The organism is Streptomyces sp. NPDC024017 (genome assembly GCF_040638895.1).
GTDB lineage: Bacteria > Actinomycetota > Actinomycetes > Streptomycetales > Streptomycetaceae > Streptomyces.
This window is the reverse complement of record NZ_JBEZYZ010000003.1, coordinates 1-14,356: the sequence shown is the minus strand read 5'-3', so window position 1 is coordinate 14,356 and position 14,356 is coordinate 1. Positions and strand designations below refer to the sequence as shown.

General features: G+C 72.0%; 10 protein-coding genes and 1 pseudogene. All 11 read right to left on the bottom strand.

Features of this window, described 5'->3' with window-relative positions:
• Positions 1-336, bottom strand: coding sequence for a hypothetical protein (locus AB0G20_RS08400; RefSeq protein ID WP_361297773.1), 336 nt, complete (start codon positions 334-336; stop codon positions 1-3).
• 15 nt (positions 337-351) lie between these two features.
• Positions 352-888, bottom strand: a complete 537-nt coding sequence (locus AB0G20_RS08395) for a phage baseplate assembly protein V (RefSeq protein ID WP_361297770.1) — start codon at positions 886-888, stop codon at positions 352-354.
• A 42-nt stretch (positions 889-930) separates the two neighbouring features.
• Positions 931-2,070 carry a hypothetical protein gene (locus AB0G20_RS08390; RefSeq protein ID WP_361297767.1) on the bottom strand — a complete coding sequence of 380 codons (1,140 nt, stop codon included), beginning with the start codon at positions 2,068-2,070 and terminating at the stop codon, positions 931-933.
• A complete protein-coding gene (locus tag AB0G20_RS08385) occupies positions 2,063-2,434 on the bottom strand; it encodes a hypothetical protein (RefSeq protein ID WP_361297764.1) in 372 nt (123 codons plus the stop codon). Before AB0G20_RS08385 ends, AB0G20_RS08390 begins: the two co-directional genes overlap by 8 nt.
• 9 nt (positions 2,435-2,443) lie before the next feature.
• Positions 2,444-3,151 carry a hypothetical protein gene (locus AB0G20_RS08380; protein ID WP_361297761.1) on the bottom strand — a complete coding sequence of 236 codons (708 nt, stop codon included), beginning with the start codon at positions 3,149-3,151 and terminating at the stop codon, positions 2,444-2,446.
• On the bottom strand, positions 3,148-3,837 hold the full coding sequence (locus AB0G20_RS08375; RefSeq protein WP_361297758.1) for a hypothetical protein: 690 nt from the start codon (positions 3,835-3,837) through the stop codon (positions 3,148-3,150). The genes AB0G20_RS08380 and AB0G20_RS08375 overlap by 4 nt, the downstream gene beginning before the upstream one ends.
• 39 nt (positions 3,838-3,876) lie before the next feature.
• Entirely contained in the window at positions 3,877-10,686 is a 6,810-nt protein-coding gene (locus AB0G20_RS08370) for a DUF4157 domain-containing protein (protein WP_361297755.1), read from the bottom strand.
• Entirely contained in the window at positions 10,683-10,991 is a 309-nt protein-coding gene (locus AB0G20_RS08365) for a hypothetical protein (RefSeq protein WP_361297752.1), read from the bottom strand. The genes AB0G20_RS08370 and AB0G20_RS08365 overlap by 4 nt, the downstream gene beginning before the upstream one ends.
• Positions 10,982-12,964: an ATP-binding protein gene (locus tag AB0G20_RS08360; RefSeq protein WP_361297749.1), complete on the bottom strand. Its 1,983-nt coding sequence runs from the start codon at positions 12,962-12,964 to the stop codon at positions 10,982-10,984. The genes AB0G20_RS08365 and AB0G20_RS08360 overlap by 10 nt, the downstream gene beginning before the upstream one ends.
• Before the next feature lie 32 nt (positions 12,965-12,996).
• Positions 12,997-13,902, bottom strand: a complete 906-nt coding sequence (locus AB0G20_RS08355; protein WP_361297746.1) for a DUF4255 domain-containing protein — start codon at positions 13,900-13,902, stop codon at positions 12,997-12,999.
• Positions 13,903-14,046: 144 nt separating this feature from the next.
• Positions 14,047-14,356 (bottom strand): annotated as a pseudogene (locus AB0G20_RS08350) (hypothetical protein); the annotation flags it as partial.

The following is a 14,356-nucleotide window of genomic DNA, read 5'->3' as shown; positions in this document are numbered from 1 at the left end:
TCATCGGACGGTGACCTTTCGCTGCGCGGCCTGGACGACGGGCGGCCCCTGCGGGACGAGGGCCGCGCTGAAGCACTGCGCCGCGGAGGTGTCGAGCAGCACGGGCACGCCGTCGGCCGTGATGCCGGTGCGGTCGGCGGTCCAGCGGACGGTGACGCACGGCGAGGGCACCCGGTCGACGGTGTGCGGGCAGCCGGTGACCACGTAGCCGTGCGCGGCCGTGGCGACGGCGGCGCCCGCGACGCGCAGGCCCCCGGCGGGCGGTGTGGCGGCGGTGACGCGGCCGCCGTGCGGGCAGCCGATCACGGCTCCCGCGTCGAGCAGATTCCCGGACACGGTCTCTTCCCCCGTCTATCGCTTCGAGAGCACGGTCAACTGGCCCTCGTTGATCGTCACTTCACGTCCGCGGAGCACGATCTCGGCGCCCGCGCCGGTCGCGATGACCACGGCTTCCTCGGTGATGCGGACATAGGCGCCGCCCTGGGCCTGCAGGAGGATCCCCTGCTCGGCGCCGGGCGTGTCGTTCATGACGAGCTTGTGCGCCCCCGGCGTCTGCACGACGACCGGCTTGCTCGGCGAGCCGGCCTGGAGCTCGCGGCGCGCGTCGGGCGGCAGCTCGTCGGCGGCGCCGTACCAGCACCCCGTCCACACCGGGAAGCTGGGATCGCCCTGCTCGAACTCCACCCACACGCCCGCGCCGGGCGGTGGCACCACGAACTGCCCCGACTGCGGCCCGGTGAACGGCAGGCAGGGCAGCGCCCAGGTCGACGGCTCGTCGCCGAGCACGTCCGGGACCTCGACGGTGACGCGGCCGATGCGCAGCGGGTCGTTGTTGTCGACGACCCGGCCGCGGAACTTGCCGAGGTAGCGATTGCTGGGTGCCGCCATGGTGGGAGTGCTCCTGGTGGGTGGGTCGTTGGTGGGTGCGGGTTACGGCCGGACGTAGTCGCTGCGGGCTTCCAGGCCCTCCCGGGAGAGGGTGAAGTTCTGCTGGAACGAGCCGGGCCGAAGGTTGTGGGTGACGGACTTGACGTAGTAGTCGCCGTCGTAGGCCCGTCCGGCGCCCCGTACGCCGACGAGCTGGCGGGGCTGGAGGATGTAGCCGTGCCGGTTGACGTCGAGGGAGCCGGAGCCGGAGACGACGTCGGCGGAGACGGCCGCGCGGGCGAGCAGTTCGGCCTCGGCCTGCTCGCGCTGCTGCTTGGCGGTGCCGGACAGCGTCCTGCGTTTCAGGGCCGGGGTGGGACGCCGGCCGAGGGGCGGCCGCAGCGGGCTGATCGGCGGTTGCGGCAGCAGGGTGGACTGCCGGGTCCCCGGGTCCTGCCAGCGGGCCTGCGGTTCCTCCCGGGCCGTCCCGTCGTAGGCGAACGTCATCTGGTCGACGGTGGAGTGGGCGTCCAGGTTGACGTTGAGGGCGTGCTGGCGGATGCCGAGCCGGACCTCCGGCCCCCAACGGGCGGAGGACTGGCCGGGATTGGGGCCGGGCTCCAGGTAGAAGGTGTAGCCGTTGGCGCGGGCGAGCTCGGTGACGTACTGGAGGTCGGTGCCGGTCTGGTAGTGCACGCGCAGGTCCTGGTGCGGGGGCTGGGCGACCTTCTCGGTGTAGACGTCGGGCCGGATGCCGTAGTCGGAGTAGCGGCGCAGGATGGCGAGCACGCGCTCGGACGGCGGCAGGTTGGGGTAGCGGGCGGTGCGCTCCTCCAAGTCCATGAGCAGGGTGAGGTCCTCGCCGGTGACGGTGAGGGTGGAGTGGCCGGGCCGGTTGCTGGCGCCGACCTCCTGCCGTACGACGAGCCCGTCGAACAGCACGGCGGACGTGCCGCGCACGTTGACGGTCACGATCAGCCGCGTCTTCGGGTCGAAGAACCCCTCGGGCAGCAGCCGTCGGCTGATGATGCCGTTCTTGGTGAGGTCGAAGGCGAGCTGGAACCCGCTGCGTTCGCCGGCGGTGGCGGTGATCTGGGCGGAGAGCAGGGCCTCGGTGACCTCGGCGGGCACGGGGCGGGCGAGCTTGGGCCCCATCAGGAGGGTGATGTGGACGGGGCCCTGCCCGACGGGCAGGTCAAACACGCCGGTCCCCCTGCGGGAAGCCGCCGGCGAGGGGGATGTCGATGACGCGCCCGGCCTCCTCGGTCAGCTCACGCGGATCGAGTACGGGGTTGGCGTCGGCGATCTGCCACCACTGCCCCGGGTCGCCGAAGTACCGCTGGGCGAGCAGATCGGGCCGCTCCCCGGCACCGACGACATGGGGTGCGGCGTCCTGCCCGGTGTCGTCGAGCGGGGGCAGCAACCGGCGCTTGGTGTAGCGCACTTCGGTCCCGTCGGCCTGTCGGTGCACCCCGATCTCCGCGTCGTGGTAGCGGCTGGTGCGCGGATAGGGATGAGCTCCGGGTATGGCGTCCAGGGCGCTCTCGTACGGTTCGATGTCGGCCATGGTGGTGGCTCAGCCCCTCCTGATCGATGCGCTCGCGCTCGCCGCCGCGCCGAGGCCGCCGCCGAGGCCCAGCGCGCCGAGGCTGCCGCCCCGGGCCGCGGCGGCCAGCCGCTCCTTCTGCGCGAGGTGCGCCATGTACAGATCGGCACCGCGGTGCCCGGCGGGCAGATCGCTGACGGTGAGGATCTTCATCCCGATGCTGAGCGAGGCCCGGATCGGATTGAGGTTCACGTCGAAGGCGGACTCGTTGACGGACAGCTCCGTCAGCCGCACCGGCATGACCCGCTTGCTGCCCCAGGTGAACAGCGTCAGCGGCATCTCGATCGGGCTGATCTCGATGGCGCCCTTCTGCGACAGCTTGCTCGCGGCGCGCAGTTGGGCGGTGGTCGGCTGCACGAGCATCTCCAGCGTGGCGAGCTGGGGGTGGATCCCGTCGGGTGCGGCGATCTCGAACTGATCGGTCGCGTCGATCTCGGCGGTGAACTTCCAGGTCTCCTGCGCGGGGCCCTTGAGCCGCAACGCCTCGTTGCGGTCCCCGCTGCCGGTGCCGCCGCCTCCGGCGTCCCCGCTGTCACCGGCCGACTGGGGGCTGACGCTTCGTTCGAGGGTGTCGGGGTTGAACTGCAGCACGATGATGCGCTGGGGGGTGCCGGTGTCGGGGTTGACGACGACGATGCCGGAGCGGATCGGTTTGGGGATGTCGGCGTAGCGGGTCACAGGCGGGCCTCCAGGCGGGCGCGCAGGTCCGTGTAGTCGTGGTCGGGGAAGAGGCGGGGGAAGACGTCGAGCATTTCTCCCAGCTCGTCCCCCAGACCCACGAAGTCGTCGTCCGCAAAGGAGACATCGCAGAACAGGAACTGCCAGCCGAACGTCCCCTTGGTGAGCGTGAGGGCGTCCAGATAGCGGCAGTGGTCGAGCGCCATCCGGAAGCCGCCCAGGTTGTAGTGGAAGTCGTGGTACCAGATCTCCGGGGTGGGGGTTTCCGGGTTCAGGCGCAGCGCCGCGAAGGCGCCCGTCCCGCTCACCGGGTGATCGTCCAGCACCCTGAACTCCGCGTACCGCTGCCGTTCGTCCTGGGTCATCAGCTCCGTCGCCGTGGGAGGCGCCTCGGTGGCGACCACGGCGGGCAGGTGCGATATGCAGAACTCTCCGGAGAGGTCGTTCTCCGAGCCTTCCATGCTCCAGCTGGCCGAGCACCGGTCGAAACGAACGAAACAGTCCTTGAGCGCGCCGTCCAGTGAGATACCCGTGGACACCGTGATACCGGAAAATGCCGCGACGATGTCCTCGCAGGCGGGGTCGACGACACCGGGCAGGGCATCGTGCACCTCGAATTCGGACGCCTCTCGCAGTTCGCTCATCATCAGCCGCAGTCGTCGTTCGGCGGGGTTCAGGTCGGTCATGGGGTAGCTCCGTTCGTCAGGCGTGGGGCGGTGCCGTGGTCAGTAGGAGATCAGTCCTTCTATGTGTCGTGCGCGGATCTCCGCCTGGACCGTGCTGAACTCGCTCTGCAACGGGCTGCTGGTCGCCTTCAGGTGTTTCTCCAGCCGCGTGGTGAGATCGCCGACGTTTCGGAACCGCCGTTGACGGGACAGCTTCCTGATCTCCGCGGCCATCTTGGTGGATGCCTTGAAGTACTTCGAGAACATGCGGTCCTCTTCGCTCTGCCGGTTCACTTCGATGAACTTCGGCAACGGTATGTCCTCGGTGTAGTGGTGCTTCGGCGCCGTGATCGGCGGCCTTTCCTTCCACGTGTTCCCGGACTTGTAGTGGTAGTTCCACCGGGTCATGACGTTCTCGGGGAAGAACTCGTGCGGATTGCTGCGGAACTTGACCCGGACGGTGTACCAGATCGCCTTCCCCGCCGCCGACCTCGCCGTGTTCGCTTCGTCTTCGACGCCGTAGTGGAATCGCGTATTGATGTCGCCCGGCGCCGGTACGAGATTCGAGCCGGATGCCAGGCCGCCCAGCTTGAAGGGCAGGAGGTGCATCTTGACGAAGTTGTTCGGAGCCTGGGAAAGGGCTTGGCTCCACCCGACGGGGTTGGGTGGCTTCTTGTTGTGCAAACCTGCTGGTTGCCCCTTCGGGATGCCCTGTTGCAGGTAGTAGGCCTTGAAATTCCGTGCCCGAACGTTGTCCACGAACGGTGGGAACACCGCGGGGGGAATATCGTTGTTGTTGTTCGTGTCGCGTTCTTCGAGGAGGCGGGCGAGCTTGACCATCGCCGTCTGGAGTCGCTTGTACTGCCAGGACCGGATGTTCGTGGGGATCGGACGGCTGCCGTAGTTCGCGGTCGTGTATCGGGGCGACATGCTGTTCTGCATTGCGTCGACGTTCTGAGCCAGCGCGTCCGCCTTGTTGAGGGCGGTCGTCTGGGCTTTCTTCTCGGTACCGGCAGGCATCGTCGCGATGTCCGCCTGCCAGTCGGCGAAGAACGCGCTCATCGCCTGCTGCACACTGCGCACCACGAGGTCGGCGCTCTGCGTACGGCCGTTGAACAGCAAGGTGTGCACCTCGCCGTCGGCCATACGGAACCGCACCCGGGGAAGCGGCGGCGCCTGCTGCTGCCTGGTCTCCTCCCGCCGCCTGTCGTTGTCGCGGCGCCGGTCACGGTCCCTGTGACGCGTGCGGTCCCGGTCGTGCCGGCGCCGCCACTGGTCCCGCAGCCTGCGCAGCCGGTCGTTCAGACGGTTGCCGAGCCGGTGACGGGCCTTCCCGTAGAGCTTGCTCGTCGCCCGGCGGGCGCGGTTGACGGCCGCCTTGACCGTCTGGCGGGCGCGCCGGAGGGGGCTGCGGCGAGGCCGGTCACCGGGCTGACGGTCCCGGTCCCGCGAGCGGCGGTCGGGCGTGCCGTCGGTGTCCCGGCGGCGCTCGTCGGGGCGCCGTCTGTCGTCGGTGCGGCGGTCATCGGGGCGCGTGTCGCGGGCGTCGCGGTCACGGCCGTCCCTCCTGTCGGCGCCGGGGCGACGCCGGTCGCGGAGCGTGTCCCGGGCCGGGCCGCGGCGGTCGGCCCCACGTCCGCGCTCGTCCCTGTCGTCGTCGCGCATCCTGCGCTCGGCGTCCCGTGCTCGGCGCCTGGCCGCGTTCACCTCGCGGCCCTCCTCGCGGCGTTCGTCGTCGTCGCGGCGCTTCTTCGGGCGGGTGGAGTGCGAGGGGCGCGGCTTCTTCTCCGGGGAGGTGCGCTTGCCGGGGCGGGGCTTGGACGGGGGGCGGGAGGTCTTGTCGGGCGAGGGCTTGCGCGGGGCGGGGCGGTCGGCCGGCTTGTCCGTGTCCCTGGTGTCGTCGTCCTTGGGCCTGTCGTCCTTCGGCTTCTCGTCGTCGGGCTTGCTCGGTGCCTCCGGACGGCCCGGCCCGGGCTTCTTCGTGCGGATCTTCTTCAGCATGTCGCCGAGCCGGTCGGCGACCTTGCCCATGAACCGGCCGACGCCCTCGATCAGGAACGTGTAGATCAGCTCCAGCAGGGCCACGACACCGGCCGCCACCGCCTTCGCGAAGGGCAGCGCGCCGTTGCCGCTCTTGACCGACTTCAGGAAGTCCATGAACAGGCCGAACGCGGCGAGGATCTCGCTGAGGGCGCCCCACGCGGTCTGGAGGGCGTCGATGATCGCCATCACCCAGCCGGCGCCGGGGATGAGCTTGGCGACGACCTTCTCGACGACCATCACGCCGATGATGACCGGGAGTTGGGGCAGTGCCTCGTCCCAGGCCATCTGCGCCATCTGCTCGACGGACACTCCCCCGGAGACCAGCTCCTGGAAGTCCTCCATCGGGATGCCGATGATCTCCTGGACCTTCTGGTTGAACCAGGCCCTGACGGCGGTCTTGACCTCCTCGAAGAGGTGCTCCTTCGCACCCGTCTCCGCGGCGGCACCGGCCTTGCTGATCCAGTCGCCCGGGTCGGAGACGATGTCGTTGAAGATGGCCGCCCACTCGCCGAGCGCCGCGACGGCGGCGGCGCCGAACTCCAGCGCGCCGACGGTCACCGTCTCGGCGATGTCGACCGCCGCCAGCAGGCCGCCCTCCAGGGCGTCCAGGCCGGCCAGCAGCGCACCGCACAGGCCGTCGAGGAGCTTGCCCGCGACCTCCTTCAGCGCGTCCGCCGCCTCGTTGACCTTCTGCACGGCCCAGTCGCGCGCACCGTCGATGGTGTTGCGCCACTTGTCGCGCATCGCCGGGTAGTCGGCGAGGAGCTCGTCGCCGAGGGCGATCAGCGCGTCGGCGAAGGTGTTGATCTGGTCGATGACCCAGTTGCGGGCGTCGTCGATGAGCTTGAAGACCTGCTGCTTGAACTTGTCGATGAGGTCGGTGACGACCTGACGGGCCTTCTCGAAGACGCTCTTGATGGCGTTCTTGAGGGTCTCGAAGAACTCCTTCAGCTTCTCGATGGCCTCTTCGAGCCAGTTGTCGGCGTCGTCCTTGCCCTCCTCCTGCTTCTTCTCCGCCTCCTTCTCGGCGTTGGTCTGCTCGTCGTCGATCTTCTTGTTGTCGTCCTCGGTCCGCTTGTCGACGTCCTTGTCGGTGTCCTCCTCCTTCTTCTTGATGTCGTCGCGGACTTTGTCGTACTTCTTGCCCTTCTTGTCGTCGATCTCCGAGACCTTGTCGTCCTGCTCCTTGCGCCACTGGTCTCGTGAATCGGCGATGTCGGAACGGCCCTTGTCGCGGGCGTCCGACTGCTTCTTGCCGCTGGCGGAGACCTCCTTCTGGAGGTCCCGGTCGTGCTGCTTGCGGTCGTCGGCGGCCTTCTTGTCCTTGGCCTGGCGTTCCTGCCCCATCTTCTGGCGGCCCTGGGAGAAGCCCGCCTGGATCTGCGGGCCCCGGTCGTGCTCGGCGACCGCGGAGGCCGACTCGATCGGCACACCGCCGCCGGACACCGACCGCGCGCCGCCGGCCTTGGCGCCCTTCTTCCCCCCGGCCACCTTGCCGGTCAGGGTCTCCTTGGGCACGTCGGGGTAGATCTGGTCCTCGCCCATCGGGCGGGCCGCGTCGTCACGTCCCGACTGGTGCAGCTCGTTCTTCCGCTCGTCGAGCTTGCGGCCCTGCTCGTCGGTGCGCTGCGGGTCGGAGTCGTTCTCCAGCGGAAGCTTCGGGGCGTCGCCCACCCGGGCGTTCTGCAGACCCTCGTCCTTGGTCGGCAGGCCCAGGATCGAGTCGATCAGGTCGTCGAGCGGCAGGATCTCCTTCAGCAGCTTGCCGAACAGCTGGGCGCCGATGGTGACGGCGATGTCCCACCAGCTCGGTTCCGGCACGTTCGCGCCCGGAACTTCGCCTTCCGGTTTCTGTTCGCCGCGGATCTCGGGTGTCTTGCCCTGAGCCGCGTTCGTACGGGCGACCTTGGCGTTCGTGTACGTGCCCGGGGACGCCGCCTGCGGGCCTCCGGGGACCGTACGCGGGGAGCCGGAGGGCCGCTGCATCTTCGGGGGCGCCTTGCGCAGAGCCGTGCGTTCCTTGTCGACCGAGCGGCCGACCGCGCTGCCGACGCCCTTGAGCGTCTCCAGAGCCTGGTGAGGCTTGAGCCCCGCGGCCGTCGACAGGCCGGACTCGGGGGTGGCGTTGGAGACGTCCGGGGGCGGGGTCTCCTTCTTGGCCTTGGCCTTTGAGCCGCCGGACGCGGCGGGGCTGCCACCGCCGCCGGCGCGGCCGCCGGAGCGGACGGGGGCGGGGGATGTACGGCCGCCGCCGCCGCCGTCTCGGCGCGACGCGGTCTTCGCGGCCTTTCGTGCCGCCTGGCGCTTGCTGCCCGCCGGACGGGCGCGCGAGCCCGTGGAACCACCGGCCGATCCGGCGGAGCCGTCGACGCCCGGGGCATCGGCGGCCTTGGAAGCGCTGCCGGGGGCACCGGCGGAGCGGGGAGCGTTGGTCGCGGCCTCCGGCCGTCCGGACATGGGGGACGGACCATTGCCCGGCGCCAGTTCGGGGGCGCCAACGGGCCCGGGCGTCGAGACCTTCTCCGGGCCGGTCCGGGGGCCGGGGGTGGTCGCGTCGCCCTTGCCCTCGGCGACGTCCTGCCCACCGGGAGCGGGCGTGGGCTCCGGAGCGGGCGTGTTCCGGTCGGCGTTGTCGCCGCGTCGGTCTCCGGTACCTGATGCCGCCTTGCCGTCCTGCTCGGCCGTGCCCTGCGCGGCTCCGGTGCCCTGTTCGGTCGCGCCGCTGCGAGCGGCCTCTGGCTTTCCGGTGCTCTCACCTCGGCCCGCACCTTCCGCCCCTGCCGCGCCGGCTGAGGGCGAAGCAGCGCTCTGCGTCCGAGCGTCCTCGTTCGCCTTGGCCAGCCGATCGGGCGCGGCCGCCTCACCGGGCTGCGGCGCCCCGTCCGACATGGCACCGTCGACGGCCCCGCCCTCCTCGTCGCGCCGTCGGGCGTCGGCGTCCTGGGTGCGTTCCTCCGCCTGCTTCCGGTCCCGGTCGCCACCGGCCGCGGCAACGGCACGGGCGGCCCCGGCGTCCGCACCCGCTGCTTCGGTGGCCTCGTCGGCCCCGGGCTGCTGCCCGGAGTCCGGCCCGAAGGTGACGGCATCCGGTACGTCGTCACCCCCCGCCGTCTCCTCGACGGACGACGCAGCGTCCTGAGCGGTCCCGGGCCGCTCGTCCTGCTGCGCCCCGTCCGACACCGAGGCGACGTCCGTGGACGGAAGCTGGGGCCGAGGGGCCGTGCCCTTCTGCCGTTCCTCGATGAGGCTCGCATTCTTCGCCGCGTCGGTGTGCCCGAGGAGGTCGGCCTCCGAGGGAGGTGCCTCCTCGCCGCCCGGCGCCTCGTCCGTCCGAGCGTCCTCGTCGGCTTGGTACTGCTCGGACTCCGGCTCAAGCCCCAACGGCTCGTCGTCGGCGTCCCGTTCGTTCTCCGGGTCGCCCACCGCACGGACGGTTCCGGAATCGCCGCCGGTCCGGGACTTCTCCCCGGGCTCGGCGCCGCTGCGGTCGACGGTGCCCGGAGCGGTGGCCTGGCGGCGGGAAACCTCGGCCGGGGCCTCGTCCTCGCCCCGCTCCTGCTCGCCGGCCTGCTTCTCGGGCTCCTGGGCGGCCTCGTCCTCGGGTCCGCCCTCGTCCTGCTCGGCGGCGCGCTCGTCCTGCTTGTCCTGGTCCTGCTGTTCGCGTTCGGTGTCCGAGGCGTCCTTGCGTTCGTCGCCTGCGTCCTGCCGCGCGTCCCGGCCGGAGGCGTCCTTCTCCTCCTGCCGGCCCTGCGAGCGCTCCTGCTCGTCCTTGGCGCCCACCTGCTGCCGCGCGGCCGCCCCCTCGGCACCCTGTTGCCGCGCGGCCGAACCCTCCGCGCCCTGCTCCTGGCCGGCAGCCTCCACGGCCTCCTCGCCCCGGGCGTCCTCGGGCTCATCACCCTGCCGGTCCGGCTCCTCCGGCCGTACGTCCCGCTCGGGAGCCCGGTCCGCCTCGGAGTCCTCGCGAGCGCGCTCCTCCTCGATCTCCTCCGTCGCGCCGGGCAGGGCGTGGGGAGCCGCCGCGGCGTCCATCGGCAGCGGCCCTGCCCGCTCCGTCTCCTCCACGCCCTCCAGCAGCCGGTCCACGACCGGCGCGGGCAGCCGCAGTTCCAGCCGGTCCAGGACGCTGTCCTGCACCTCGGGTGCCATCCGGGCCAGTTGGATCCGGACGCGGCCCGACCGGTCCTCCGGGTCGCCGCGCAGGGAGCGCAGCAGGCCGTTGGCGATGCGGTCGACGAGGGTCGCGGGGTCCAGTTGCTCCATGCGGCGGCGATCGGCGTCGACGGTCGCGTAGCGGAGCCAGCCGGGGGTGGCCTGCCCCTCCTCCACGTCCGGAGCGGGGACGGCCGCGCCGGAACCCGTGTCGCGCACCAGGTCCTCGGCCGCCGACTCCGCCTCCCGCTCGATGGCCTGCTGCGGCAGGCTCACCGCACCCAGCTCACGCCCGGCCCGCAACGCGCCGAGGCCGTGCGGGTTCTGGACGGTGTGCAGGAGCTCGTGGGCGAGCAGCCGGCGGCCCTCGTCCGTGCCCGGCCGGTACGCCCCCTCGCCGAAGAAGATGTCCTGGCCGACGGCGACCGCGTCCGCCCCGAGCAGGTCCGCCAGCTCTCCGGCGTCCCGTCCGGTGTGCAGGCGTACGCGGCTCAGGTCGTGCCCGAGACGCTCCTCCAGCTCCCGTCGTACGCCCGGGTCGAGCGGCTGGCCGGCGCCGCTGACGATGTCCCTGGGCTCGGGGGCACGGGACTTGGCCGCACGCTCCTTGCGCTTGCGGCGGCGCTGCTCGGCGGACTGCTCGGAACGGCCGTCCTGGGTCCGGGAGTTGCTCACGACGTCACCTCCCCGCGGCCGCACAGGCCCTCGTGCACGGCCCGCGCCAGTTCCTGGCCGAGCCGCCGCGCGGACAGCCCGGCGGGCAGCGGCGGCAGTCCGGACAGGACGTCGGCCGTCCAGGGGCCGTCGGCGGGTACGCCGCGCTCGCGGACCAGCCGGGTCAGCTCGTGTTCGAAGGCGGCGGCCACCCGGTCGGGGTCGGCACGGAAGCCGTCGAGGACCAGTTCGCCTATGTCCACGCGGATCTCGCGAGGCGCCGGGGTCGCACCCACCGCGGTCCCGCCGCTCTGTGTCACACCCATCCGCGGACCTCCGTCGGCGTCAAGGAGCGTTCCAGCTTGAGGTATTCGGTTCGGGCGGCGGCGAGCATGTGCCGCATCTGGAGCGCCTCGCCCTCCTCGGCGGCGAGGAACGCCCCGGACAGGGCGATGTTGCGGATCGAGCCGCCCGCCACGGTGAGCTGCGCGAGCAGCTGCGGGTCGATGTCCTTCACCGGGGCCTTCGACGGCAGCACCCGGCGCCAGATCTCGGCGCGCTCGTGCTCGGCCGGGAAGGGGAAGTCGACCAGGAAACGGATGCGCCGCAGGAAGGCGTTGTCCAGGGCCTTCTTCATGTTGGTGGTGAGGATGGCGAGGCCGCGGTAGGCCTCCATCCGCATGAGCAGGTAGCTGACCTCGAGGTTGGCGTACCGGTCGTGGCTGTCCTTGACCTCGCTGCGCTTGCCGAACAGGGCGTCGGCCTCGTCGAACAGCAGCAGGGCGCCGCCGCGTTCGGCGGCGTCGAAGACCCGGCGGAGGTTCTTCTCGGTCTCGCCGATGTACTTGCTGACGACCTGGGAGAGGTCGACGACGAACAGGTCGAGGCCGAGTTCCTTCGCCATCACCTCCGCGGCCAGGGTCTTGCCGGTGCCGGAGCCGCCCGCGAAGAGCGCGGTGACGCCGAGGCCCCGGCGCAGGGTCGCGCCGAAGCCCCACTCCTGGTGGACCACCGACCTCTGCCGTACGTGAGCGACGATCTCCCGCAGCACGCCGGTCTGCCGCTCGTGCAGCACGAGGTCGTTCCAGCCGGCCTGCGGTTCGATGCGGCGGCCGAGCTCGTCCATGCCGACGCGGGCCTCGTCCATACCGGCTCGCCAGGCCAGCCCCGCGGCGTCGAGCTCGTCCTCGTAGGGCAGTTCACGCCGTACGGTCGCGGCGGCGGACCGTACGACGTGCGGCGGGAGCTGGAACTGGGCGATCAGGGAGCGCAGTTCGCGCTCCTCCAGGTCGGCGACGTCGCTGAAGGCCTCGGACCACAGCGCCAGTTGCTCCTCGTCGTTCAGGCTCGGCACGCTCACCCGGGTGCCGTACGGACGGTCCGTGCGGCGGGGGTCGGCGCTCGACACGACGACCGGCACGGCCGCCCCGGCCAGGAACGCGTCGGTGGCCGCCTGCTGCTCCCGGTCGGGCTCGCCGAACTCCACGAGCAGGGCGGCCGGCAGCAGGATCGCCTCGCGCTGCCACAGCCGGGCGAACCGGTCGCGCTCGGCGGGGTCGACGGGGATGTCCTCGGCGCTCATCGCGTACAGCCCGAGCCCGGCGCGCGCGGCGGCGGCTGCGGCGATGTCGGCGCGGCTGCGCAGATCGCCGCCGACGAGTTCGACGAGCAGCGGCGCGTCGGGGCGGGCGCCGTCGGTCCAGCCCGCCGCGACCCGGCTCGCGGCGAGGTCGTACGACGGCGGCAGCCGGTCCGGTACGGAGGTGCGGCGCGCCTGGCCGTGCAGCCGGGCGTCCAGGTAGGGCGAGCCGAGCAGGAAGTGCAAGATGCGTTCGTCGAGCCGCAGCCGGGAGGTCGTCAGCCGTGACTCGTCGTCCAGTTCCAGGATCCGCCAGCGGCGCAGCGGCGCCACGGGCGGCAGCGCGCTCCAGTGCGGCTCGTCCAGGGCGGCCAGGGCGAGGGAGAACGTGGGGTGGGCCCGGTCCGGGTCCCCGCTGGCGGCCGCGCAGCGCGCGGCGGCGGTGGGCTCCAGCTCCTGTGCGGCCGTGAGCAGGACGAGGTCCCGCTCGAACGCGGTGAGACCGAAGCAGGTGACCAGGGCGTCGAGGGGGGCGGTGCCGGGGCCGTCGGTGAGCTCGGGCGCGGGGGTGTGCGCCTCTCGCTCCTCGCCCTCCGTGCCGCGCAGCGCATGAGCGTCGACGCGAGCCAGGACACGCCGGATCTCCGCCGTGAGCGTCGTGCCGTCGCCCAGGGCGGCGGCGCCTCCGGTCTCGGCCGTGGCCGTCCGGTGCGTTCCCATGTCCTCACCTGCCCCCGTCGCTGCCATGTGCCTCAGTTCTCCGTGTCCTCGCTGCCGTCCGCGTCCGCGTTCCTTGCCGCCGGCTGACTCCGCGCGGACTTGGCGGGCTTGGCGGCCGCCTTCGTCGCGCTCCTGGCCGGCTGCGCCGCCTTGCGGCCCCGGGCCGTCTTCGCGGGCGCCTTCGCGGCCGTCTTCGCGGGGGCTTTCGCGGGCGCCTTCGTCTCGGTCCCGGCCACGGCCTTCGTGGGTTCGTCAGCGGACTCCGCGGCCTCCTGCGGGGGCGGCGCGGCCGGCTCCTGCGGCACGGGGTCCGGCGAAGGCGCCCCCGGCGCCCCGAAGGGCAGCACCCGTACCTCCGGCCGTTCCACCGCCTTCGCCGGCACCGGCGTCTCGCGCCCGTCGATGAGGACCAGCACGGCCTGGTAGACGACCGACAGCGCGTACGGCGTCTGGTGCAGCATTCCCCACAGCTTGGACGTCTCGTCGACGTCCATCGCCGCCGGGGTGAACCGCACCCGCTGCACCGCGTCGGCCAGGTCGCTGCCGCCCAAGTACGGTCGCTGGCCCGCGAGTTCGATGATGTCCCGAGGCAGTACGGGTATCTCGTGCAGCGTGCGCACCACCGAGCCGATCAGCCGCTGCCCGACCAGTTCGGCCTCCTCGCCGTACGCGCTGATCAGGTAGTGCAGGTCGAGCGCGGCGGCGGGCCGTCGGACCAGCGTGCCGTCGGACGCCCGGGTCGGCAGGTCGTTGTTGCGCTGCGAGGTGTTGGGCGTGACCTGGTAGAGGAACACGGTGATGGTGGGTTCGAGCGGCGGGTCGGCCGGCGGCCTGCGCGTCTCGACCTTGACCGCGATGTCGATGTCCGGCGGCAGGTTGGCCTCGATCAGCAGGGCGAGGGCCTGGGTGACGTGGGCGAGGGCAAGTGCGTTGCTCATGGCGTCAGTTCCTCGGTCCCTCTCCTCGTCGTGCTGCTTCTCGTCGTGCGGCTTCTCGTCGTGCGGCTTCTCGTCGTGCTGCTTCTCGTCGTGCGGCTTCTCGTCGTGCTGCTTCTCGTCGTACGTCCGCGTGCCGGTGGCCGCTCACTCGCGCCCCCTGGCCAGGTAGTCCGCCAGGCTGACGGTGGCCCCGGGGCGTTCCGACTCCCGGGGCCGGGGCCGGCCGCCGCCCTGGGGCGCGCCGCCGGCCGTGACCTCCAGCCGCCCGATCTGCACCTGCACGACCTGCTCGGCCTGCCGCCCGGGGCGCCGGGCGGCGGCCTGCCGGACGGCGTCCCGTGCGGCCGCCGTGTCCGCCGCGCTGGGGAGCATCGGCGGCGGGTACGGGATGTCGAACCCGGCCACGCGCAGCACCGGCGCCTCCAGGTGGTGGAAGCAGCGCTCCGTGACCCGG

Bases quoted from the DNA above. Each gene is read 5' to 3' on its own strand.
- AB0G20_RS08360 (WP_361297749.1), bottom strand. From the start codon at position 12,964: ATGGGAACGCACCGGACGGCCACGGCCGAGACCGGAGGCGCCGCCGCC.
- AB0G20_RS08395 (WP_361297770.1), bottom strand. From the start codon at position 888: ATGGCGGCACCCAGCAATCGCTACCTCGGCAAGTTCCGCGGCCGGGTC.
- AB0G20_RS08355 (WP_361297746.1), bottom strand. From the start codon at position 13,902: ATGAGCAACGCACTTGCCCTCGCCCACGTCACCCAGGCCCTCGCCCTG.
- AB0G20_RS08375 (WP_361297758.1), bottom strand. From the start codon at position 3,837: ATGACCGACCTGAACCCCGCCGAACGACGACTGCGGCTGATGATGAGC.
- AB0G20_RS08365 (WP_361297752.1), bottom strand. From the start codon at position 10,991: ATGGGTGTGACACAGAGCGGCGGGACCGCGGTGGGTGCGACCCCGGCG.
- AB0G20_RS08385 (WP_361297764.1), bottom strand. From the start codon at position 2,434: ATGGCCGACATCGAACCGTACGAGAGCGCCCTGGACGCCATACCCGGA.